Raw genomic sequence first — 19,955 nt, 5'->3', positions numbered from 1 at the left:
AATTGCCTTATTCGTATAAATTTATGCGTGAGCGAAGTTCGTCAAGTGTCTCTTTGACGCGCTTTTGCGTGAAGTCTTTTATCGTTTTGTCATCATCAACTAGCTGCATGCAGTATCTGATGTAGCCCTTGTATGCTAGCTCTGTGACTAGCTTTAGCTTTAAAGAGACGTTTTTTACTTCATTTGGTGAGAGCAAGATGTCAAAATTTGCCTCTAACTCTTCTCCGTCTTTGAAATTTGTAGCTTGTGAGCTTAATATGCTCATGCCGCCCTCTGAGATGTCATAAAGGCTGCCAACAAGCTCGCCTTGCTCTCCTTTTAGAGAAATTTTGGTAAAGCGGTTTGGCAAGACACGCTGGAATTTTCTCTTGTTTGCGTGCATGGTCGCTGTGCGCGAGAAATTTGAAAGGGTGACGCTTTTATCGGCGATATTGTAGTCGATGATGTCGGCGCGAAGTTGTTTTGAGAAGAAGCTGTTTGGCAGGATAAAGCCCTTGCCATCTTGCTTCATGGCTAAAATTTGCATCATATCTACGCGGAAAACGACGCTATCTTCTTTAACCTCTAAAATTTCGGCTTCGTATTTTATATTTAGTCCGTCGTATAAATTTAAAAACTCAGGGCGGACTTTGGCATTTTTCATGCGTGTAAATGTGTTGATCGGATCTTCGTAGAAAAATGAGCCAGTATCGATCATCGTTTTTACTGTGGCTTCTTGGTGATCCTGCGTGTTATATAAAATTTCTTTCATCCTTGAGACGGCATTTACAAAATAGCCCACATATACTGCATCATCGCAGGCGTGACTAAAATTTAGTGTCAAATTTAAGAGCAAGAAATTTACTAGCTCATCTTTTGCATTTAGTTTTGGTATTAGGCTGTTTAAGTCGTCGCGAATTTGTGTGGCATTTGGCTTTTGGATGAGTAGCGCGTCAAAGATACTCTCAAGGCAAATTTTCATCTGCTCGTGTGGCACTACAAGGGTTAGTTGTCTGCAAAATTTGATGCCCTCATCTATAAATTTAGCTCTTAAACCAAGTATGCAATCCTCGCAATTTTCGACAAGTTCTTGCCTGCCCTTAAACTCCATGGGGTCTCCAAAAAAGGTTATTTATTAAAACATCGCTATCATATATAAAGTTATATTAAAAAAATATTTAAATTTGTGTAGAGAGGAAATTTCTAGGCAAAGCTGCCTAGAAATTTGAATAATTATAGTTTGCTTTCGTTGTGTGAAAGGTAGTCAGCAACGCCTTCTGTGCTTGGTTTCATACCAGCATCACCTTTGTGCCAGCCAGCTGGGCAAACTTCGCCGTGCTCGTTTGTAAATAGCATAGTATCTACCATTCTGATCATCTCGTCGATGTTTCTGCCAAGTGGTAGGTCGTTTATAACTGCGTGGCGAACTGTGCCATCTTTGTCAAGTAGGAATGATCCGCGAAGTGCTACGCCAGCGTCTTCTAGAAGTACGTCAAAGCCGCGAGCGATTGATTTTGTCATGTCAGCTACGATCGGGAAGCGAACTTTGCCGATACCGCCTTTATTTACTGGAGTCTCTTTCCATGCAAAGTGTGAGAACTGGTTGTCGCAAGAAACTGCGATAACTTCGATACCGCGTGACTTGAACTCGTCATATCTTTTATCAAATGCGATGATCTCGCTTGGGCAAACAAATGTAAAGTCCATTGGATAGAAGAAGACAACAGCGCCCTTTTCGCCGATGTTTTTGTAAAGGTTGAAATCATTTACGATTTGATTGTTTCCTAAAACTGCTGCAGCTGTAAAGTCAGGTGCTTTTTTTGTTACTAACATATTTTCTCCTTAATAATAAATTTTATTGATTGCGAAATTATATCCATAAAAATTTAAATTCTAATTAAATAGATCTAGAAATTTAAAACATTGTAATTTTAATATGCATTTGAAAATGAATGGAAATTTTTAAAAATTTATAGAAGGTGTTGTAGAAAATTTATTAAATTTAGAGTTTTGGGTATAGAAGCGGCTAATTACAGATCGCTAAAATTTCTACCGCCAAATTTTAGTATCGCCGAACCCCAAGTAAAGCCACCACCAAATGCATCAAGAAGCAAAACAGAGCCATTTTTGATGCACCCATCCTCGTAAGCATCATTTATCGCCATTGGGATCGAAGCAGAGCTTGTGTTGCCATATTTTGCAACTGTCAAAACGCACTGCTCGTCAGTGAAATTTAGCCTATTTTTTACGGCGTCTATTATCCTGATATTTGCTTGATGAGGTATGAAAAAGTCGATATCTTCGCTTTGCATTTTGTTTGCGTGTAAAATTTCTATTACACTTTTACTAAGCGTTTGAACCGCTATCTTAAAGACCTCATTTCCGCTCATGTGGATGAAATTTAGTCTATTTTTTAGCGTCTCATCGCTAGCTGGAAATGCACTGCCACATCCTGGAGTTATCAAAAGCTCAGCCTGTCTACCATCGCTTGCAGTGTGGATGTCGATGATCTCGTTTTCTTCGCTAGCGCTTATCACAGCAGCGCCAGCTCCGTCACCAAAAAGTATGCATGTGCTTCTATCTGTGTAGTCGATTATCGAGCTTAGTTTTTCAGCTCCTATGATCAAAACATTTTTTTTAGCACCACTTACGATAAGAGAATTTGCAAGCTCTAAAAGATAGATAAAACCTGTGCAAGCCGCACTTATATCAAAAGCTGTAATGCCAAAATTTAAGCCTAAATTTGAAGCTATCTTGCAGGCAGTTGAAGGCATGCAAAGATGATCCGGAGATATCGTAGCGCAGATTACCGCATCGATTTGTGATTTTTCAAGCCCCGAGCGCTTTATAGCTAGCTCGGCAGCTTTTGTGCCAAGATCGCTTGTTATCTCAGTCGTTGCGATATGTCTTTGCTCTATACCGGTTCGCTTCACTATCCACTCATCGCTCGTGTCGACCATTTTTTCAAAATCAAAATTTGTTAAAATTTTTTCTGGGACATATGACGCAATGGAGATCAATGAAGCTTTTGGCATATTTTACCTTGCAAAGTGTGAAAGTTCTTCTTCTATAACTTTATTTATATTTGAATTAGCAAATTTAATTGCTTGAAAGATTGCATTTTTTATAGCTTTTGAGTTGCTTTTGCCGTGGCTTATGATGACGCAGCCATTTACGCCAAGAAGCGGAGCACCGCCATACTCATCGTAGCTAACCTGTTTTTTTAGAGTTTTAAAAACTTTTCTCATAAGCACTGATCCAGCCATAGCAAGAGGTGATTTTTTGACTTGCTTTTTGATGATCTTGCCTATGGCATCAGCGACACCTTCGCTCGTTTTTAGTAGGATATTTCCCATAAAACCGTCGCAGACCATGACATCAATGCTGCCATCAAAAATTTGATTGCCCTCTGCATTGCCAACGAAACTATCAAGCCTAGAAACTAGTTTAAAAGCCTCTTTGCTGACTTCATTGCCTTTGCTCTCTTCTTCGCCGTTTGATAAAAGACCTACTTTTGGCTCTTTTCTGCCTAAAATTTCTTTTGCATAGGCTTCGCCCATTATGGCAAATTGAAATAAGTGTTCGCTTCTGCAATCAACATTTGCACCAACGTCCAAAACCAAAGTAGCTGTCTCTTTTGAATTAGGCATAAGCGTAGCGATCGCTGGACGAGATACATTTTTTAATCTACCAACTCTTAACGTAGCTAAACTCATAGTAGCACCGCTGTGACCAGCAGAAACGACAGCATCGACTTCTTTTTCTTTTAAAAGCTCAACAGCTTTGTAGATCGTGCTATCTTTTCTTTTTAGTGCGTCTGTGGCTCCGTCTGACATCGAGATGACTTCGGTAGCTTCTATAAATTCTATATTTTTTAAATAGGGTTGTGGGATGAGTGGTTTTATGGCATTGCTATCGCCAACTAATACAGCTTTAAATTCTGCCTCTTTCAGTGCTTCGATAACGCCAGATATTATAGGCTCTGCACCAAAATCACCACCCATAGCATCAATAGCAATGCGAATCATATTTTAGTATTCACCTGTTGTTTTGTTTATGCGGTGAGGCATTTTCCAAGAACCATCTTTGTCTTTTACAGGCACTGGAAGTGTAACTTTGTAATGTGTTCTACGTTTTGCTGCACGAGAATGACTCACTCTTCGCTTTGGTACTGCCATTTTACTCTCCTTTATAAATTTTTACATTTTTCACAATAAAAATAATCGCTCTTAAAAGCTTCTAGCTCACTTTCAAAAACTTCTTTTAAATCAATATTGCCATCAAAAAATTCAACCGTATCGCTAAGCTCATTTTCTCTGTCTTTATAGACACCGTCACTTAAATTTAGCTCTACGTCTTGATCGATAGGCAACATAAATTCATCACCGCATCGATCACAAATATATTTTATCTCGCCCTTTATGGTGCCTTGGCATTTTACCAAAAAAGGGTCTTTTCTTTTTAAAATTCCACTAAAAATTAGATCATTGTTTCTTACTAGCTCAAAGTTTATCTCTTTGTTTGCTATTTTAGAAAACGGAATAATCAAGTTTTAGTCCAAAATTAGTAAATTTCTCTTGAAGCAAAGAAGAAATTTATCTCATTTACAGCGTTTTCTAGGCTGTCACTTCCGTGAACTGCGTTTGCGTCAATGCTATCAGCAAAATCAGCTCTAATAGTACCAGGAGCTGCTTCTTTTGGGTTAGTTGCGCCCATTAGCTCGCGGTTTTTAGCAACTGCATTTTCGCCCTCTAAAACCATAACTACAACTGGTCCGCTTACCATAAAATCAACTAGATCGTTGAAGAAAGGTCTATCTTTATGAACTGCATAAAATGCTTTTGCATCGCATTTGCTAAGTTTGATTTTCTTTGCAGCTACGATTCTTAAGCCATTGCTTTCAAATCTATCTATAATCTTTCCAACAACATTTTTCTTAACAGCGTCAGGCTTAATAATAGAAAGTGTTCTTTGCATAAATTTTCCTTAAAATTTAGGTTATTTAAATGAAGTTGGCAATTATATCAAATAAAGCTTAAAAATAAAATAGGCTCAAATTTGAGCCTAAATTTTGTAAATTTATTGGATAACTGGAGTGCTGCCAGTGCGAGCGTCAGCGCCGATTTGATCACGTGAAGGTTGTCCTGCTACTACGGCGTCCCAAACGATACAACCATCAGTTGGACAGGCAGATGCACAGGCTGGCTCGTCGTTGTAACCTACGCACTCAACGCATTTGTTTGAATAAACATAGTATGTATCTGCTCCAGTTGGGTTGTCGCTATCATCAACAATAGCTGAAACTGGACACTCATCGATGCATGAACCACAGCTTATGCATATATCGGTTATTTTTACAGACATTTTTTCTCCTTAAATAAAATTTTGGCGTAGAATATCAAAAAAAACTGAAAATGATATAAATATACTCTTAAATTTTCATAACACGCTTAATTTCTCTAAACTACTTTATAAAGTTTTTATCACTTTTAGACTAAATTTACAGATTAAAATTTTAAAAAGGTCGTATAAATTTAATGAATGATACTATAAAAATAACTGGCGCGCGAGAGCACAATCTTAAAAATTTAAACCTTGAAATTCCTAAAAATAAATTAGTAGTTTTTACCGGTCTTAGCGGCAGCGGCAAGAGCACGCTAGCCTTTGACACGCTCTATGCTGAGGGGCAGCGCAGGTATATGGAGAGCCTTAGTAGCTACGCTAGGCAGTTTTTAGACCGTGTGGGCAAGCCTGATGTTGATAAGATCGAGGGTTTAACGCCTGCAATCGCGATCGATCAAAAGACAACTTCAAAAAATCCTCGCTCAACGGTTGGCACGATCACTGAAATTTATGATTATCTAAGGCTTTTATACGCAAGGGTTGGCGTGCAGCACTGCCATAAATGCGGCAAACCTATCTCAAAAATGAGTGCGAGCGACATCATAAATGAAATTTCAAAGCTCCCACTTGGCGCAAAAGTGATCATCTATGCGCCGCTAGTTCGTGAGAAAAAGGGCACATGGGCGGACTTGATCGAAAATTTACGTCAAAAAGGCTTTGTAAGGGCGCAGATAGATGGCGTGGTGGTGAGGCTTGACGAGGAGATCGAGCTTGCAAAAACGAAAAAGCATACGATAAAGGTCATCGTTGATAGGATCGCCATCGACGAGCAAAATCACGAGCGCCTAGCAAGCGACGTAGAGAAGGCGCTAAATGAGAGCTTTGGTGAGGTCGAGATAGAGATCGCAAATGCCGATGAGCTTGGCTTAAAAGAGAGTTTTATACATTACAGCGAGCACATGGCTTGTTTTGACTGCAAAATTTCATTTACGCCACTTGAGCCGCTAAGCTTTAGCTTCAACTCACCAAAGGGTGCCTGCGAGCACTGCGACGGACTTGGCATAAGATATAGTCTAGATATGAGCAAGATCATTGATGAGGAAAAGTCGATAGAAAACGGCGCTATCAAGCTACTTTACGGCTATAACATGAGCTATTACTATAAATTTTTACTTGCGTTTTGTGAGCAAAATGAGATCGACATTAAAAAGCCCTATTACGAGCTTAGCGAAGATGAAAAGAGGCTCGTTTTATACGGCAACGTCAAGGAAGTTTCGTTTTTTTGGAAGCGAAATAAACTGCTTAGAAAATTTGATGGCGTGGTTAAAATTTCACACGGGCTTTTGAAGGATTATAAGGACTTTGACGAGTATATGAGTGAGAAAATTTGTGACGCTTGTAACGGCCACAGACTAAAGCCTCAAAGTCTAGCAGTCAAGGTCGCTGGCCTTGGACTTGGTGAAATTTTAGATATGAGCATAGAAAACTGCACCGCATTTTTCTCAAACGAGAAAAATTTTGCCTATCTTAGCGACTACGACAAGGCGATCGCAAAGCCTATCTTAAAAGAGATCAACGAGAGGCTTTTCTTTTTGTATGACGTGGGGCTTGGCTATTTGTCGCTTGGACGCGATGCTAGGACGATCAGCGGTGGCGAGGCACAGCGTATCAGGATCGCGAGCCAGATAGGAAGCGGGCTAAGTGGCGTCATGTATGTGCTTGATGAGCCAAGCATAGGCCTGCACGAGCGAGATACGTTAAAACTCATAAAGACGCTTAGAAATTTACAAGCCAAAGGCAACTCCGTGATCGTCGTCGAGCATGATAAAAAGACGATAGAGGAGGCTGACTATATCGTAGATATCGGCCCTGGAGCTGGTAAATTTGGCGGTAGTGTGGTCTTTGCAGGCACGGCAAAAGAGCTTTTAAGCTCAGACACTCAGACTGCACAATACATAAATGGTAAGAAAAAAATTGACTATCAAAAAAATAGAAAGGCTGAGAAGTGGCTTGAAATTTCAAATGTAAATATCAATAATATCTCAAATTTAACCGCTAAATTTCCGCTTAGAAACCTTGTTGGCATCACTGGCGTTTCAGGATCTGGCAAGAGCTCGCTAGTGCTTCAGACCTTGCTCCCAGAGGCGCAGGAGCAGCTAAATAGAGCTAAAAAAGTGAAAAAAATAGCTGGGGTAAATTTAAGCGGACTTGAGAATTTAGACAAGGTCATATATCTTGATCAAAGCCCGATCGGCCGCACCCCACGCTCAAATCCAGCGACATACACTGGTGTGATGGATGAGATAAGAAATTTGTTTGCGCAGACTAAAGAGGCCAAGCTTAGAGGCTATAAAATAGGGCGCTTTAGCTTTAACGTCAAGGGTGGGCGCTGCGAGAAGTGTCAAGGCGAGGGCGAGATCACGATCGAGATGCATTTTTTGCCTGATATAAACGTGGTTTGTGACGTTTGTAATGGCGCTAGATATAACGCTCAGACCTTGGAAATTTTATACAAAGGCAAAAATATCGCCGAAGTGCTAAATATGAGCATAGATGAGGCGGTTGAGTTCTTTAAGGCTGTGCCAAAGATCGCTTCAAAGCTTACAACATTGCAAGACGTGGGGCTTGGCTACATCACGCTTGGGCAAAACGCAGTCACACTTAGTGGCGGCGAGGCGCAGCGTGTGAAGCTAGCAAAAGAGCTTAGCAGAAGCGACACTGGAAATACGCTTTACATCCTTGATGAGCCAACCACAGGGCTTCATTTTGCCGATGTTGATAGACTAGTAAAGGTGCTAAATCACCTGGTTGATCTTGGAAATTCAGTCTTTGTGATCGAGCATAATATGGATGTCATCAAAAACTGCGACTATATCGTAGATATGGGACCAGAAGGCGGCGCAAAAGGCGGTAAAGTGATAGCGTGCGGCAGCGTCAAAGAGGTAGCCAAAAACTACAAAAAAACTGGCAGCTACACAGGGGAATTTCTAGCGCAAGAGCTTGCTTTGTTAAAAGCTAAATAAAATAAATTTAGTAGTTTGGTATTTGTCTAAAATGCCAAGCTATATATAAGTATGTAAGATAAATTAAATTTGTTAAATTCTAAGTGATTTTAAAAGAAAAAGGGGCGAATGCCCCTGGGATTATGCAGCTGGATAAACAGATACTTTTTTTCTGTTTTTATCAAGTCTTTCAAATTTTACAAAGCCATCGACTAATGCAAAAATAGTGTGATCTTTGCCAAGACCTACGTTATTTCCAGCGTGAGTTGCTGTTCCTCTTTGGCGGATGATTATATTTCCAGCACGAACGAACTCGCCACCAAATTTCTTAACACCTAATCGGCGTCCGATACTATCACGGTTATTTTGGGTTGAACCTTGACCTTTTTTGTGTGCCATATCTTATCTCCTTAAGCTGCGATACTTACGACTTTTACACGTGTAAATTGTCTTCTAAAGCCGCGTTTTAGTTTTGAGTCTTTACGTCTGCGTTTTTTGTAGATAACTACTTTTTTGTCTTTGCCTTCATTAACGACCTCAAGAACAACTTTTGCACCCTTAACAAATGGCGCACCTACCTTTACTTCGCCGTCATTTACAGCTAAAACTTCTGTAATCTCAACGGTTGATTTAGCTTCAGCGCTAAAGTGATCTAGCTTAAGGAACTCGCCCTCGCTAACACGATATTGCTTACCGCCGTGCTTAAATATAGCGTATTTTGACATACTCTACCTTTCTAAAATTTGGTAAGACCAAAAAGCACTTTTTTGCAAAAGATTTATGGAGCTTTGTTGGTTGTAAGGTGTGAATATTAGCCAAAAGTTTATAAATTCTACTTTAATGCCCCTGATCTTATGATCTCATCAGCCAAATTTCTTATCATAGATGTGTGATCTAAGAAAAATGTTTTGTCACTTGGCAAATGTGGCTGATATATCAGCGTTTTGGTTACTGGTGCGCTTAAGATCACATTTATCAGTTCAAGCTCAGGTGGAAAAGTAAAATAAAGTTTTGGCTTGGGAATTTCATTTTGAAAGAGCCTCTTTGCGTAAAATTTACTGAAATTTTCATTTTTTGGTAGCTTTATCTCTTTAAAGAGTTCAAGCGGTAAAAAGTAGCGCGCCAAAGCGTGAAGTCCGTGCGCAAAGATGTAGAGGCGTTTTTCAAATTTTGGTGCATCTGTCCTGCCAAAAGTGGAGCAAAATTTCTGCAAATGCTCGCTCATAGCAGCCGTATCTTTTTCATGCAAGGCTAGCATAAATTTAACCGCCTCTCTTTCATTTGCTGGCTTTTTGGACTCTGCAAAAGTGCGAGCTTTTTCTAGGGCAGGGGCGAGTAAATTTTCATCTTGCCAAAGCATCGCCGTGAGCAAATCATGCATAACGCATAGAAATTTATAGCCGTTTTTGCTAGGTGGCAAGCCTTTTGGAAAGATGCTTGCCATACTATCTGTGTCGCCACAAGCGATAGCAAAAAATGCCGGTATGAGCTTCTCGCACTGATCATATCCACCGCTGCATCCTGGGAGTAAATTTAGCTTAGCGTATTGAAAAATGAGATCATTTAGCGCCTCAGCGTCGCCATCAGCTAGGCACTTTTCAAGACAAAAGTCGTAGCGTCTAGCTCTTGAAAAAGAGAGTAATCGTATGAGCTCACATAAAAAGTCGTATTCGTTTAAATTTTTCTCTTTTATTTCAGCGTAAATCATCGCATACTCGTCTAAAAGTAGTTCTTCGTCGCTTTTTGGTGGTTTTTTGGCTCTAAAAATGTTAAACAAGCCTTCTAAAAATGACATTTTGCATGCTCCTTATTTTTGCTAATTTTAGCCAAAAACGCCTAAAATGGCTTAGTTTTTTTGAATTGCAAAATTTAAATTTAGCGGATAGTTTAACCGCATTTTGGCTATAATCGCCCAAATTTAAGCGAGCTTAGGACAAAGATGGCAGGCGAAGATCAGGAAAAAACCGAAGAAGCGACCCCCAAAAAGATAGAAGATGCCAAAAAGGACGGCAACGTCCCCAAAAGTCAGGATCTATCAGGCTTCGTGACCCTGGTTATTGCTATTGGCGTGCTGCTTGCGATGCTAAATTTTATGAAAGATCAGGTCATCTCGCTTTACATCTACTACTCTAAATTTATCGGTCAGCCACTGACTTTACCAACGGTAAAAATGATCGTTGTAAATACCTTTGGCAGGGCGCTTTTGATGATCCTGCCAGTTTGCATCTGCGTCGCGGTTGCCGGCATAATCGCAAATGTAATGCAGTTTGGCTTTATATTTACCACAAAGCCAATAACGCCAAATTTTGGCAAGATAAATCCGCTAAAAGGGCTAAAAAATTTATTTTCTATGAAAAAGGCGATCGAGAGCGTTAAGATCGTCGTTAAGGTAAGCATCGTCTTTGGAGTTGGATTTTACTTTTTCTTGCAGTTTATAAAAGAGCTGCCTCACACGCTATTTTTTTCTATGTTTGACCAGCTTGCGTGGCTAAAAGAGAAGCTCATCATCCTAGTTAGCGTCATGCTTTTTATACTTTTTGTGATCGGCCTTGCTGACCTGCTTATCGTGCGTTTTCAGTATTTTAAAGACCTTCGCATGAGCAAGCAAGAGATCAAGGACGAGTACAAGCAGATGGAGGGTGATCCGCAGGTTAAGGGCAGGATCCGCCAAGCGCAAATGCGTGCGGCCAAGCGCCGAATGATGCAAAATATCCCACAAGCTGACGTCGTCATAACAAACCCAACTCACTACGCCGTGGCGATCAGATATGACAAAAGCCGCGACGAAGCGCCGATAATACTTGCTAAAGGGGTTGATTTCTTAGCGCTTCAGATAAAAAAGGTAGCGGTTGAAAACGGGGTGCAAATTTATGAAAATCCACCTCTTGCAAGGGAGCTTTATAGGGTTTGTGAGGTCGATGATACGATACCAGCGCACCTTTTTAGGGCTGTGGCTGAAGTGCTAAGCTTTGTTTATATGAGCAATAAGCAGAAATTTCAAGATAAACTTTGATGAAGAAATTTCTTGCCACCAAAAGGTAGCAAGAAATTTATCTATTATAGATAGCCAAACGCAGTAGCGAAGATATAGCCAAATATACAAGAGACTATAACGCCGATAAGGCCTGGGAAGATGAAGCTGTGGTTGATAACAAATTTACCAATGTGCGTTGTACCACTTCTGTCAAACTGAATGGCCGCAAGGTCGCTTGGGTATGTTGGTAGGATGTAGTATCCATAGCAAGCTGGTGCAAAGGCTAGGATTACAGCAGGATTAACGTCGATGTTTAGTGCTAATGGCACGAATGCAACCAAAGCTGCAGCTTGAGAGTTAACAAATTTAGAGATGATAAGTAGCATAACCGCATAGGTCCAAGGGTGTTCTTTTACGATGCCACCTAGTGCTTCTTTCATCATCGGAGTATGCACTGCAAACATTGTCTCAGCCATCCAAGAGATACCAAATACCGCAACAAGAGCGATCATACCTGATCTAAAAATCTCGTTTTTACCGATCTTGCTAGCATCTGTTGGAGTGAATATCAAGATGATTGCACCTGTTAAAAGCATGAAAATTTGGATAACATGAACCATGCTTAGGCTCTTTGAAGAGGCTAGTTTGTTGCTTATGTTGATATAAGCACCTTGAAATTCCTCTTTTGCGCCTTTTTCATTTATATATGTTACTGCACCATCAGCTGTGCGAGTAAGAGTTTGATTTGCATCTTTGCCGATGATTTTGACTGATTGAGCTTTTTGATTTGAGTTTAGCTTGTCGTTTGAAACTTTTAACTCAGCAGCTTCAGTTTGGATGCTGGCGTCTTTTATTTTTAAGGTTTTTAAGACTTTTTGCTCAGTTGGAAGGTTTGCTACTATTTGAACGACTGTTGCGTCTTTATAGGTAGGCCAGCTTGGGCGAAGATCTTTAAAGTATCCAAGAAGTGCGACTACAAGGATAGATCCTAAAAATATCCACATTGCAGCCCATTGGTGCATAGGAAGTTTTTTGCCTAGAAGTGTTGCGCTGTCGCCATAAACGTATTTTTTAAACTCAGGGTCTTGAAGCTTTGCTTGAAAGACTTCATCTTTATCAAGGTCTTTGCCTCTAAACCAACTAAAAATTCCTATCGCCAGAACGCCACAAAATGTTGATGGGATAGTGATCTTTAAAAGGTCCAAGTATCCATCAAAGCCAGCTAAGTGAGTTTTAGCATTGATAAGAAAGCTAGTAAGGGTTACAACAGCGACTGAAACTGGGCTAGCGATGATACCCATTTGTGAAGCGATAGAGCTTGCAGCCATTGGACGCTCTGGGCGGATGCCGTTTTTGATAGCGATATCATAAACGATAGGAAGCACGGTATAAACAACGTGTCCAGTTCCGCATAAAATAGTAAGCGTACATGTTACAAATGGAGCTAAGATACTTACATATTTTGGATTTTTTCTAAGTATGGTTTCTGCTATTTGAAGCATAACGTCAAGACCGCCACTAGCTTGAAGTGTAGCACTTGCCACAACGACAGCAAGGATGGTTAGCATAACATCGATGGCAGGCTTACCAGGTTCGATGTTAAATCCAAAAACGAGAACTACAAGACCGATACCGCCCAGCATACCAAGCGCTATACCGCCTTTTTTAGCTCCGTAGAACAAACAGATAAGGACGATGAGAAGCTGGATAGCAAACTGCATGCCTTCACTCAAATTCATGAGAAAATCCATGAAACCTCCTAAGTTAAATGTAAATTTAATGTTGATTATATCTCTTATGAATTGAGATTAAACTTATATTTTAAGATTAATTTGACAAAAGCGAGAGTTTTGCATTAGATAAAAGCTTGTGCTAGGTGGTTTTGGTCTAAATTTCTGCATCATCACCACTCTTTTGAAATTTATAAATTTTACTTTGTATAAACTATAAAATCTAAATTTTCATGCTTTGTTTTTAAAAATTATTAATAAAAAAATTTAAGTTTTATTTTATATAATCCTAAAATCTGAGAAGCATTTTTATCTGTGTTAAAATCTGCGAGATAAATTTAAAAGGATAAATTTGAAAGAAGATGCTAAAGAAGCTATAAATTTGCCTATAAAAAAAGATGAGTTTAGCCAAAAAAGAAGAGTAGGTTGGGTAGTGGATGCGACGCAGGTTGAGGAGATCGAGAGTGCTGACTGGACGGAGCTTGGGATGCCAGAGGTTCTTTGGAAGTGTCGCGTGAAGGAGTTTAGCTTATTAATAGTCTCGATAGATGCACACGGAAACAACTTTTTTGAGCAAAATAAGGTCAAATTTAACGAGAAAAAAGACGAGGCATTTGCTGAAAATTTACCGCAGATTGGGTTTATAAAGTAGTTAAATGCGGCGGACTTTGGTTTTTAATTTTTTGTTCTATGTTGCCTATTTAAGAGCTTTTGGATAGGCTCAGATGTAGGCTAACAAAAGAACACATGAAAATTTTTGTAAATTAGTACTAAGCCTTTACTTAGTACTAATTTACAAATTTAATATCACCTAAAAAAGAATTTTGTAGTAAAAAATATGTAAAATGTAAAAATTGATTATATATAGACTTTATAAAACTTCTACATTAATTATGATATATAATTTTACAAGTTATATTTCTTTTTAAAATACTCAATGTCATATAAGTGAGATTTTTCAATATTGTCTTTCTTGAAATCATATCTTTTAGTTAAGATACTATTTAACCTTCTAACGCGCAAATCAGTTGCCACAGGTGAAAGAATGATTTTGTCTATGGCTTCTTTGAAATATCCAGTATGTAAAAATTTTTCCTCTTTAATTTTAAGAAGCTCTGGCACAAAAAAAACTCTATATTCGGACTCATACTCGTACTCCTTCTTTTTTATAGATAGCGTCTTAAAAGTTAAATTATAATAATCAAATTGAGGTTCGCCTGTAGTGCTCTTAAAATGGTCTGCAATCTTTTTATCTGAAAAATACTGAACTTTTTTTATTTTTATTACTCCAGACAATTGATTCACGATATCTATAAAATTTCTGTCTTTTAACCAAGCTTTATTATCTAGAACAGATTTAATCATTGATTTAACTATTTTTTTAGAAGAAGTATAAATTAACACACCATTTGAATCTGCAAAATTTTTCCACATAGCATAACATTCGCTTTTCTTTCTAATGGTAGACATTGCATAAAATCCATCAGAAATATTTAATTTATTTGCGTAAACATAACATGAATGATTTACTAACTTTGATATAAAATCTTCAAAAGGATCACTCCAATTCGATGGTTTCTGAAATGTAAATCTATCTTTTTTTAAAGCATCCAAGAACCACCTTAATTTATAATATTTTTGCAAAGGGATATTTTTCATATTATTTTTTTTCATGACAGCATCTACTAGATTATCTATATTTATATCTTTAAACATATATTCTCCTGCTTATTGCAAATCTACTTCAACTCGCCCCAGTTTTTGGCGATATTTAGCGATGTTTTAAGTGGCACATTTAACGTGTAAATTTCCTCCATCGTCTTTTGTGTCGTTTTGCCAAATTCCTGCGCAAATTCGTCTTTTACTTCAAAGATCAGCTCGTCGTGTATCTGAAGCAACATACTCGCTTTTTCATCTAAATTTGCTCTAACTTTTACCATCGCCATCTTAACTAGATCTGCTGCAGAGCCTTGAAAGACCGTATTTACCGCTTCGCGCTCAAACATCGCTATTTGCATAGGCGTAGCGCTTTTAAAGTCAAAGTAGCGCTTTCTGCCAAGTAGTGTCTGCACAAAGCCATCGTTTTTGGCTGAAATTTTTATGCCCTCTAAAAACTCTTTGATCGTCTCAAACGCCTTAAAATAGCGCTCTATATACTCTTTTGCCTCGACTCTTGTGATATTTACTTGATTTGCCAGCTTGCTTGAGCCCATGCCGTAAATTAGGCCAAAATTTATGCTCTTTGCCACGGCTCTATTTTGCCCGTCACTGCTACCAAATATACTAATAGCCGTCCTTGCGTGGATATCCTCGTCATTTTTAAACGCTTCAAGTAGTGCAGGATCACGGCTAAAGTGAGCTAGCAGTCTAAGCTCGATCTGGCTGTAATCAAGCCCCACAAAACTATACCCCTCACGCGCCTCAAAGCACTCTCTGACATCCTTTGCGAGGCTGCCACGAGCTGGGATATTTTGTAAATTTGGATTTTTGCTTGAAAGCCTGCCAGTGCTCGTGCCAGTTTGCAAAAAGCTCGTGTAAATTCGCGAGCCCTCATCCTTTTTCGCAAGTGCTAAAAGTGGCTCGCAGTAGGTGCTTTGCAGTTTATATAGCTCTCTGTAAGCTAAAATTTTCTCTATCACTGGATGAGCGTCCGTAAGCTCAGCTAGCACGCTCTCATCGGTGCTATATCCTGTTTTTGTCTTCTTTTTGGTAGGAAGCTTTAGGTGCTCAAAAAGTATGACGCCAAGTTGTTTTACGGAGTTTATGTTGAAATTTTCGCCGCTTAGCTCGTAAATTTCACTTGTTAGCGCCTTTAGTTTGGTATCGTTTTCAAGGATGAGCTTTTGCATCTTAGCTTCATTTATCTTGATGCCGTTTTGCTCCATGTCAAAGAGCGTGAGGATAAAAGGAAACTCGTGCGTATAGGCAAGGGCGAGTAAATTTTTATCAAGCGTGTTTTGAAAAGTTTTATAAAATTTAAGCGTTATCCAAGCGTCCTCACTCGCGTATTTAGCGGCATTTTCTAGTGGCACATCGCCAAAAGTCTGCCCCTTTTTAACCACATCTTCAAATTTGATAGTGTCGTAGTCATATAGCCTCTTTGCCAGCGCGTCCATGCCGACACTTGAGTTTGGATCGCTAAGCCAAGCAAGTATCATCGTGTCTTTGAAATTTGCTGGGGGATTGAGCCCAAGGTTATTTTTCACGATCTCAAAGTCATATTTTAAATTTTGTCCGATCACGCAACCTTTATAAATTTGCCCTACCGCCCAAGTGGCAAATTTTAGGTCTATTTGCTTTGGCGCGCCTAAGTAGTTGTGAGCCACTGGCACGTAGTAGGCGTCCTCGTCGTTAAAGCAAAAGCTAAAACCAACGATCTTTGCGCTCTTGCTATCAACGCCCGTGGTCTCGGTGTCAAAGGCGACGATGGTCTCTGGCGTGACGCTAGAGAGCAGCTTTTCGATGCTTGCCTCATCAAGTAGTAAATTTGCTCTAAAGCCAAGCTTAAATTCAGCATTTTCCTCTTTTTGCAAGCTCTTAAGAAGCCTGTTTAGATCGTATTCTTTTAAAATTTCTGAGATGTTTATCAAAGGATTTTGCTCTGGAAATTTGGACTGCTCAAGATCAAGCGAAGTGATCGCGTCATCAAAGAGCGTGGCTAGTTTTTTGCTCAAAAACGCCTCGTCCCTTGCAGCTGCAAGCATATTTTTGGTGCGCTCGTTTCTAATGAGGGCTAAATTTTCATAAATTCCCTCTAAGCTACCATACTCAGCTAAAAGCTTCTTAGCTCCCACTGCGCCGATACCTTTTACGCCTGGGATGTTATCTGAGCTGTCTCCTGCGATGGCTAAAAAGTCCCTCACCTGAGCTGGATAGACGCCATACTTTTCAAAGCAGCTAGCGCTATCGTGGTCGATCTTGCTTTGTGGGCTGTAGATGCTCACTTTGCCGTCTTCTATGAGCTGGTAAAGGTCCTTATCATGCGTGACTATTCGCACAAATATATCTTTATCTTTGCAAAATTTAACCGCACTTGCGATGATATCATCGGCCTCGTAGCCCTCGCGGCTAAGGCTGTAAAGTCCCATTTTTTCTATCATATCTATACAAACTGGCAGCTGCTCTTTTAGCTGAGCTGGCGGCTCGCTCCTGTTTGCCTTGTATTCGCCCAAAATTTCATGGCGCAGGGTCTTGCCCTTGCTATCAAGTGCGAAGATGAGGTAGTCGCTTTGGTACTCATCTTTTAGGCTCGCTATGAAATTTGCAAAGCCACTTATCATGCCACTTGGTTTGCCATCTCTGTTTTTAAGCCCGCTCATAGCGTAGTAAAGCCTAAAAAAGAAGCCAAAAGTATCAATAATCGTAAGTGTTTTCATTCTCTATCCTTTTGTGCCATTTTATGAAATTTAGGCAAAAATTTGGCTGATTTTATAAATTTATCAGATGCTAAAAGCAAAGTGAGATTTTAAACGCAAAACAAATTTTAATCATTTAAAAGATATAATCTCGCCTAAAATTCAAACTAAAAAATAGATAAATTTAAGGTAAAAAATGTTTATAGATAGCGTGAAATTAACCCTAAGCTCAGGGCATGGCGGTGCTGGTGCAGTAAGCTTTCGCCGCGAAAAGCACGTCATTTTAGGCGGCCCAGACGGCGGTGACGGCGGTGACGGCGGAGATGTCTATTTTGTCTGCGACAACAACACTCACACACTAGCAAACTACAAGGGCAAAAAGGCGATGAGAGCAAGCGACGGCGAAGCTGGCATGGGCAAAAGAATGACTGGCAAAAAGGGTGAGAGCCTAGAGCTTATCGTGCCACCAGGAACGGCGGTCTATGACGCGCAGACAAACGAGCTGCTTTGCGATATGGTAAATGAGGGGCAAAGGACGCTATTTTTAAAAGGTGGCAAGGGCGGACTTGGAAATTTTCACTTTAAAAACTCTATCAACCAAGCTCCAGAATACGCTCAAAAGGGCATGCCAGAAGAGAGCGTAGAGGTCAGGCTCGAGCTAAAACTGATAGCTGACGTGGGCCTTGTTGGCTTTCCAAATGTCGGCAAATCAACCCTTATCTCAGCCGTCTCAAACGCCAAGCCACAGATCGCAAACTACGAATTTACCACGCTTACGCCAAAGCTCGGACTTGTTGAAGTCGATGAGTTTAGCGGCTTTGTCATGGCTGACATTCCTGGCATCATCGAGGGAGCAAGTGATGGACGCGGCCTTGGCGTGCAGTTTCTAAAGCATATCGAGAGAAATAAAATTTTACTTTTCATGATAGATAGTGCAAACTACAGAAGCATGAGCGAGCAGTTTAGCGTGCTAAAAGAGGAGGTGGCTAAATTTTCAAGTGTGCTTGCTAGCAGGGACTATGCTATCGCTGTCACCAGAGTCGATGCGGCTGAAAATTTAGATGAAAATATAAAAGAATTTATGAAAAGTATAAATTTAGAGCCAAATCAAGTTGGTAAATTTGTCTATAAGCAAGACCTATACAGCTTTGATGCGAAAAAACCATACTTTGTTTTGCCAATCTCATCAGCGACAAACGAGAACATCGACGAGCTTAAATTTGCACTGCTTGAGCTGCTAAAAAAAGAGCTTTGAGTTGCGAATTTTTAGTGCTTTGAACTTAGAAATTTAAGAAGATAAAATGAAGAAAATTTTTTGCATTATGTTATTTTGCCTTGGTGCATATAGCTGTGATCCAGCGGATCCAATATATATGTTTTTGGATTTTAATGACATAGATCGCGACGGCATGCTAAATTTAGATGAGTGGGTGGCGTGCAAGGCGCCACCAATGCTAAAAATAGCACCAGATCTATGCACTAGTGATGAATTTAAAAGGCTGGATCTTGATCGTAGTGGCAAAGTTAGCGTTAATGAGCTAAGAAATTTAGTATTGCAAAAGATTAGTTGGCAGAAAGATCCATGCGCCTCTTGGCCGCCAAGCAGCAAAAACATAGATCAAAATAAAAGTCGTTGAAATTTAAAGGAAAGTGATGAATATAGTTTTTATGGGGACGCCTGACTATGCCGTTAGGATACTTAGGCACCTAAAAGAAGCTGGCTTTAATATAAAAGCGGTCTTTACCCAGCCTGATAAGCCAGTTGGCAGAAAGCAAATTTTAACTCCAAGCGAGGTCAAAATTTACGCGCAAAACGAGCTAGTAGGCGTGCCAGTCTTTACACCAAATACACTAAAAGATGAGGCGGTGGTTGCCGAGCTAAAGGCATTTGATCCTAAATTTATCGTTGTGGCAGCTTATGGCAAAATTTTGCCTAAGAGCGTGCTTGACGTGGCGACTTGTATAAATTTACACGCTTCGATCTTGCCAAAGTATAGAGGTGCTAGCCCCATTCAAAGCGCGATCCTAGCAGGCGAGAAGCAAACTGGCGTCACAGCTATGTTAATGGACGCTGGCCTTGATACTGGTGATATGCTAGACTTCATCTATACGCCTTGCGAGAGCAAGATGTCAAGCGAGCTTTTTAGTGAGCTAGGCGAGCTTGGTGGCGAGCTAATCGTAAAAGTGCTTAAAAATTTTGAAAATTTAAAGCCACAAAAGCAAGATGAGAGCAAGGCCACGCACTGCAAAAAGATAAGCAAGAGCGACGGACTTTTTAGCTTTGATGAAGAGGCTGGGCAAATTTATAATAAATTTCGTGCGCTCACACCTTGGCCAGGGCTTTATCTGGCAAGCGGACTAAAAATTTTATCGCTTGAGCTAAGTGAAAAAAGTGGCAAAAGCGGAGAAATTTTAAGCATAGAAAAGGACCACGTCGTGGTTGCTTGCAAGGGTGGTGCGGTCAAAATTTACGAGCTTCAAGAGCCAAGCAAAAAGCCAACAAACGCAAAAGCATATATAAATGGTAAGCGCCTTAGCGTCGGCGATGAATTAAAATAAATTTAAAGGAGAG

At 39.9% G+C, this 19,955-nt stretch carries 20 protein-coding genes; 6 read left to right on the top strand and 14 right to left on the bottom strand.

What is annotated here, in order from left to right; translation table 11 throughout:
- Nucleotides 1-7 precede the first annotated feature (7 nt).
- The 8 genes from CVT07_RS07590 to CVT07_RS07555 all read right to left on the bottom strand — a co-directional run bounded on the left by CVT07_RS07590 (nt 8) and on the right by CVT07_RS07555 (nt 5,343).
- Nucleotides 8-1,090, bottom strand: a complete 1,083-nt coding sequence (locus CVT07_RS07590; protein WP_107930677.1) for a PilZ domain-containing protein — start codon at nt 1,088-1,090, stop codon at nt 8-10.
- A 122-nt stretch (nt 1,091-1,212) separates the two neighbouring features.
- Entirely contained in the window at nt 1,213-1,812 is a 600-nt protein-coding gene (locus tag CVT07_RS07585; protein ID WP_002942572.1) for a peroxiredoxin, read from the bottom strand.
- A gap of 197 nt (nt 1,813-2,009) precedes the next feature.
- Nucleotides 2,010-3,014, bottom strand: a complete 1,005-nt coding sequence (locus CVT07_RS07580; protein WP_107937356.1) for a beta-ketoacyl-ACP synthase III — start codon at nt 3,012-3,014, stop codon at nt 2,010-2,012.
- A 3-nt stretch (nt 3,015-3,017) separates the two neighbouring features.
- The gene (gene plsX, locus CVT07_RS07575; RefSeq protein WP_012001307.1) at nt 3,018-4,007 is read right to left on the bottom strand and encodes a phosphate acyltransferase PlsX; all 990 of its coding nucleotides are present in this window, start codon (nt 4,005-4,007) and stop codon (nt 3,018-3,020) included.
- A gap of 3 nt (nt 4,008-4,010) precedes the next feature.
- Nucleotides 4,011-4,157 (bottom strand): 50S ribosomal protein L32, encoded by a 147-nt coding sequence (rpmF, locus tag CVT07_RS07570; protein WP_002942540.1) that lies wholly within the window; start codon nt 4,155-4,157, stop codon nt 4,011-4,013.
- Between the two features lie 11 nt (nt 4,158-4,168).
- A complete protein-coding gene (locus tag CVT07_RS07565; RefSeq protein WP_103571456.1) occupies nt 4,169-4,528 on the bottom strand; it encodes a hypothetical protein in 360 nt (119 codons plus the stop codon).
- 14 nt (nt 4,529-4,542) lie between these two features.
- A complete protein-coding gene (gene ndk, locus CVT07_RS07560) occupies nt 4,543-4,956 on the bottom strand; it encodes a nucleoside-diphosphate kinase (protein WP_107937358.1) in 414 nt (137 codons plus the stop codon).
- Between the two features lie 102 nt (nt 4,957-5,058).
- On the bottom strand, nt 5,059-5,343 hold the full coding sequence (locus CVT07_RS07555; RefSeq protein ID WP_002942606.1) for an NADH-quinone oxidoreductase subunit I: 285 nt from the start codon (nt 5,341-5,343) through the stop codon (nt 5,059-5,061).
- Between the two features lie 173 nt (nt 5,344-5,516).
- Here CVT07_RS07555 and uvrA point away from each other — a divergent pair, with 173 nt between their 5' ends.
- Entirely contained in the window at nt 5,517-8,345 is a 2,829-nt protein-coding gene (uvrA, locus tag CVT07_RS07550) for an excinuclease ABC subunit UvrA (RefSeq protein WP_107937360.1), read from the top strand.
- A 120-nt stretch (nt 8,346-8,465) separates the two neighbouring features.
- Here the strand turns inward: uvrA and rpmA are convergent, their stop codons facing one another.
- From rpmA to CVT07_RS07535, 3 genes are all read right to left on the bottom strand, one after another.
- Nucleotides 8,466-8,723, bottom strand: a complete 258-nt coding sequence (gene rpmA / locus CVT07_RS07545; protein WP_002942569.1) for a 50S ribosomal protein L27 — start codon at nt 8,721-8,723, stop codon at nt 8,466-8,468.
- A gap of 11 nt (nt 8,724-8,734) precedes the next feature.
- Nucleotides 8,735-9,049, bottom strand: a complete 315-nt coding sequence (gene rplU, locus CVT07_RS07540; protein ID WP_002942523.1) for a 50S ribosomal protein L21 — start codon at nt 9,047-9,049, stop codon at nt 8,735-8,737.
- Nucleotides 9,050-9,156: 107 nt separating this feature from the next.
- Nucleotides 9,157-10,119, bottom strand: a complete 963-nt coding sequence (locus tag CVT07_RS07535; RefSeq protein WP_107937362.1) for a hypothetical protein — start codon at nt 10,117-10,119, stop codon at nt 9,157-9,159.
- A 144-nt stretch (nt 10,120-10,263) separates the two neighbouring features.
- Between CVT07_RS07535 and flhB the strand changes: the two genes are divergently transcribed.
- The gene (flhB, locus tag CVT07_RS07530) at nt 10,264-11,337 is read left to right on the top strand and encodes a flagellar biosynthesis protein FlhB (protein WP_002942594.1); all 1,074 of its coding nucleotides are present in this window, start codon (nt 10,264-10,266) and stop codon (nt 11,335-11,337) included.
- Between the two features lie 44 nt (nt 11,338-11,381).
- Here flhB and CVT07_RS07525 read toward each other — a convergent pair whose 3' ends face one another.
- Nucleotides 11,382-13,049: an anaerobic C4-dicarboxylate transporter gene (locus tag CVT07_RS07525; protein ID WP_107937364.1), complete on the bottom strand. Its 1,668-nt coding sequence runs from the start codon at nt 13,047-13,049 to the stop codon at nt 11,382-11,384.
- Between the two features lie 331 nt (nt 13,050-13,380).
- On the opposite strand from CVT07_RS07525, the gene CVT07_RS07520 reads away from it, so the two are divergent.
- Nucleotides 13,381-13,680, top strand: a complete 300-nt coding sequence (locus CVT07_RS07520; protein WP_230855695.1) for a fumarate hydratase C-terminal domain-containing protein — start codon at nt 13,381-13,383, stop codon at nt 13,678-13,680.
- A gap of 254 nt (nt 13,681-13,934) precedes the next feature.
- Here CVT07_RS07520 and CVT07_RS07515 read toward each other — a convergent pair whose 3' ends face one another.
- Complete coding sequence (locus CVT07_RS07515; protein WP_107937366.1) at nt 13,935-14,744, bottom strand: DUF2971 domain-containing protein; 810 nt, start codon at nt 14,742-14,744, stop codon at nt 13,935-13,937.
- Between the two features lie 23 nt (nt 14,745-14,767).
- Nucleotides 14,768-17,404, bottom strand: a complete 2,637-nt coding sequence (polA, locus tag CVT07_RS07510; RefSeq protein ID WP_107937368.1) for a DNA polymerase I — start codon at nt 17,402-17,404, stop codon at nt 14,768-14,770.
- Between the two features lie 175 nt (nt 17,405-17,579).
- Between polA and obgE the strand changes: the two genes are divergently transcribed.
- From obgE to fmt, 3 genes are read left to right on the top strand one after another with little or no spacing between them, the layout of a single operon-like run.
- Nucleotides 17,580-18,638 (top strand): GTPase ObgE, encoded by a 1,059-nt coding sequence (gene obgE, locus CVT07_RS07505; protein ID WP_107937370.1) that lies wholly within the window; start codon nt 17,580-17,582, stop codon nt 18,636-18,638.
- Between the two features lie 46 nt (nt 18,639-18,684).
- On the top strand, nt 18,685-19,020 hold the full coding sequence (locus CVT07_RS07500; RefSeq protein WP_107937372.1) for a GDP-mannose dehydrogenase: 336 nt from the start codon (nt 18,685-18,687) through the stop codon (nt 19,018-19,020).
- A 16-nt stretch (nt 19,021-19,036) separates the two neighbouring features.
- Nucleotides 19,037-19,942 carry a methionyl-tRNA formyltransferase gene (fmt, locus tag CVT07_RS07495; protein ID WP_107937374.1) on the top strand — a complete coding sequence of 302 codons (906 nt, stop codon included), beginning with the start codon at nt 19,037-19,039 and terminating at the stop codon, nt 19,940-19,942.
- The last annotated feature ends 13 nt before the right edge of the window (nt 19,943-19,955 follow it).

This window comes from Campylobacter concisus (assembly GCF_003048875.2).
In the GTDB taxonomy this organism is placed as follows: Bacteria; Campylobacterota; Campylobacteria; order Campylobacterales; family Campylobacteraceae; genus Campylobacter_A; species Campylobacter_A concisus_AU.
The sequence above is the reverse complement of the archived record's forward strand: the minus strand, read 5'-3'. Positions and strand labels throughout refer to the sequence as shown.

Bases quoted from the DNA above. Each gene is read 5' to 3' on its own strand.
- CVT07_RS07590 (WP_107930677.1), bottom strand. From the start codon at position 1,090: ATGGAGTTTAAGGGCAGGCAAGAACTTGTCGAAAATTGCGAGGATTGC.
- CVT07_RS07585 (WP_002942572.1), bottom strand. From the start codon at position 1,812: ATGTTAGTAACAAAAAAAGCACCTGACTTTACAGCTGCAGCAGTTTTA.
- CVT07_RS07580 (WP_107937356.1), bottom strand. From the start codon at position 3,014: ATGCCAAAAGCTTCATTGATCTCCATTGCGTCATATGTCCCAGAAAAA.
- plsX (WP_012001307.1), bottom strand. From the start codon at position 4,007: ATGATTCGCATTGCTATTGATGCTATGGGTGGTGATTTTGGTGCAGAG.
- rpmF (WP_002942540.1), bottom strand. From the start codon at position 4,157: ATGGCAGTACCAAAGCGAAGAGTGAGTCATTCTCGTGCAGCAAAACGT.
- ndk (WP_107937358.1), bottom strand. From the start codon at position 4,956: ATGCAAAGAACACTTTCTATTATTAAGCCTGACGCTGTTAAGAAAAAT.
- CVT07_RS07555 (WP_002942606.1), bottom strand. From the start codon at position 5,343: ATGTCTGTAAAAATAACCGATATATGCATAAGCTGTGGTTCATGCATC.
- uvrA (WP_107937360.1), top strand. From the start codon at position 5,517: ATGAATGATACTATAAAAATAACTGGCGCGCGAGAGCACAATCTTAAA.
- rpmA (WP_002942569.1), bottom strand. From the start codon at position 8,723: ATGGCACACAAAAAAGGTCAAGGTTCAACCCAAAATAACCGTGATAGT.
- rplU (WP_002942523.1), bottom strand. From the start codon at position 9,049: ATGTCAAAATACGCTATATTTAAGCACGGCGGTAAGCAATATCGTGTT.
- CVT07_RS07535 (WP_107937362.1), bottom strand. From the start codon at position 10,119: ATGTCATTTTTAGAAGGCTTGTTTAACATTTTTAGAGCCAAAAAACCA.
- flhB (WP_002942594.1), top strand. From the start codon at position 10,264: ATGGCAGGCGAAGATCAGGAAAAAACCGAAGAAGCGACCCCCAAAAAG.
- CVT07_RS07525 (WP_107937364.1), bottom strand. From the start codon at position 13,049: ATGGATTTTCTCATGAATTTGAGTGAAGGCATGCAGTTTGCTATCCAG.
- CVT07_RS07515 (WP_107937366.1), bottom strand. From the start codon at position 14,744: ATGTTTAAAGATATAAATATAGATAATCTAGTAGATGCTGTCATGAAA.
- polA (WP_107937368.1), bottom strand. From the start codon at position 17,404: ATGAAAACACTTACGATTATTGATACTTTTGGCTTCTTTTTTAGGCTT.
- obgE (WP_107937370.1), top strand. From the start codon at position 17,580: ATGTTTATAGATAGCGTGAAATTAACCCTAAGCTCAGGGCATGGCGGT.
- CVT07_RS07500 (WP_107937372.1), top strand. From the start codon at position 18,685: ATGAAGAAAATTTTTTGCATTATGTTATTTTGCCTTGGTGCATATAGC.
- fmt (WP_107937374.1), top strand. From the start codon at position 19,037: ATGAATATAGTTTTTATGGGGACGCCTGACTATGCCGTTAGGATACTT.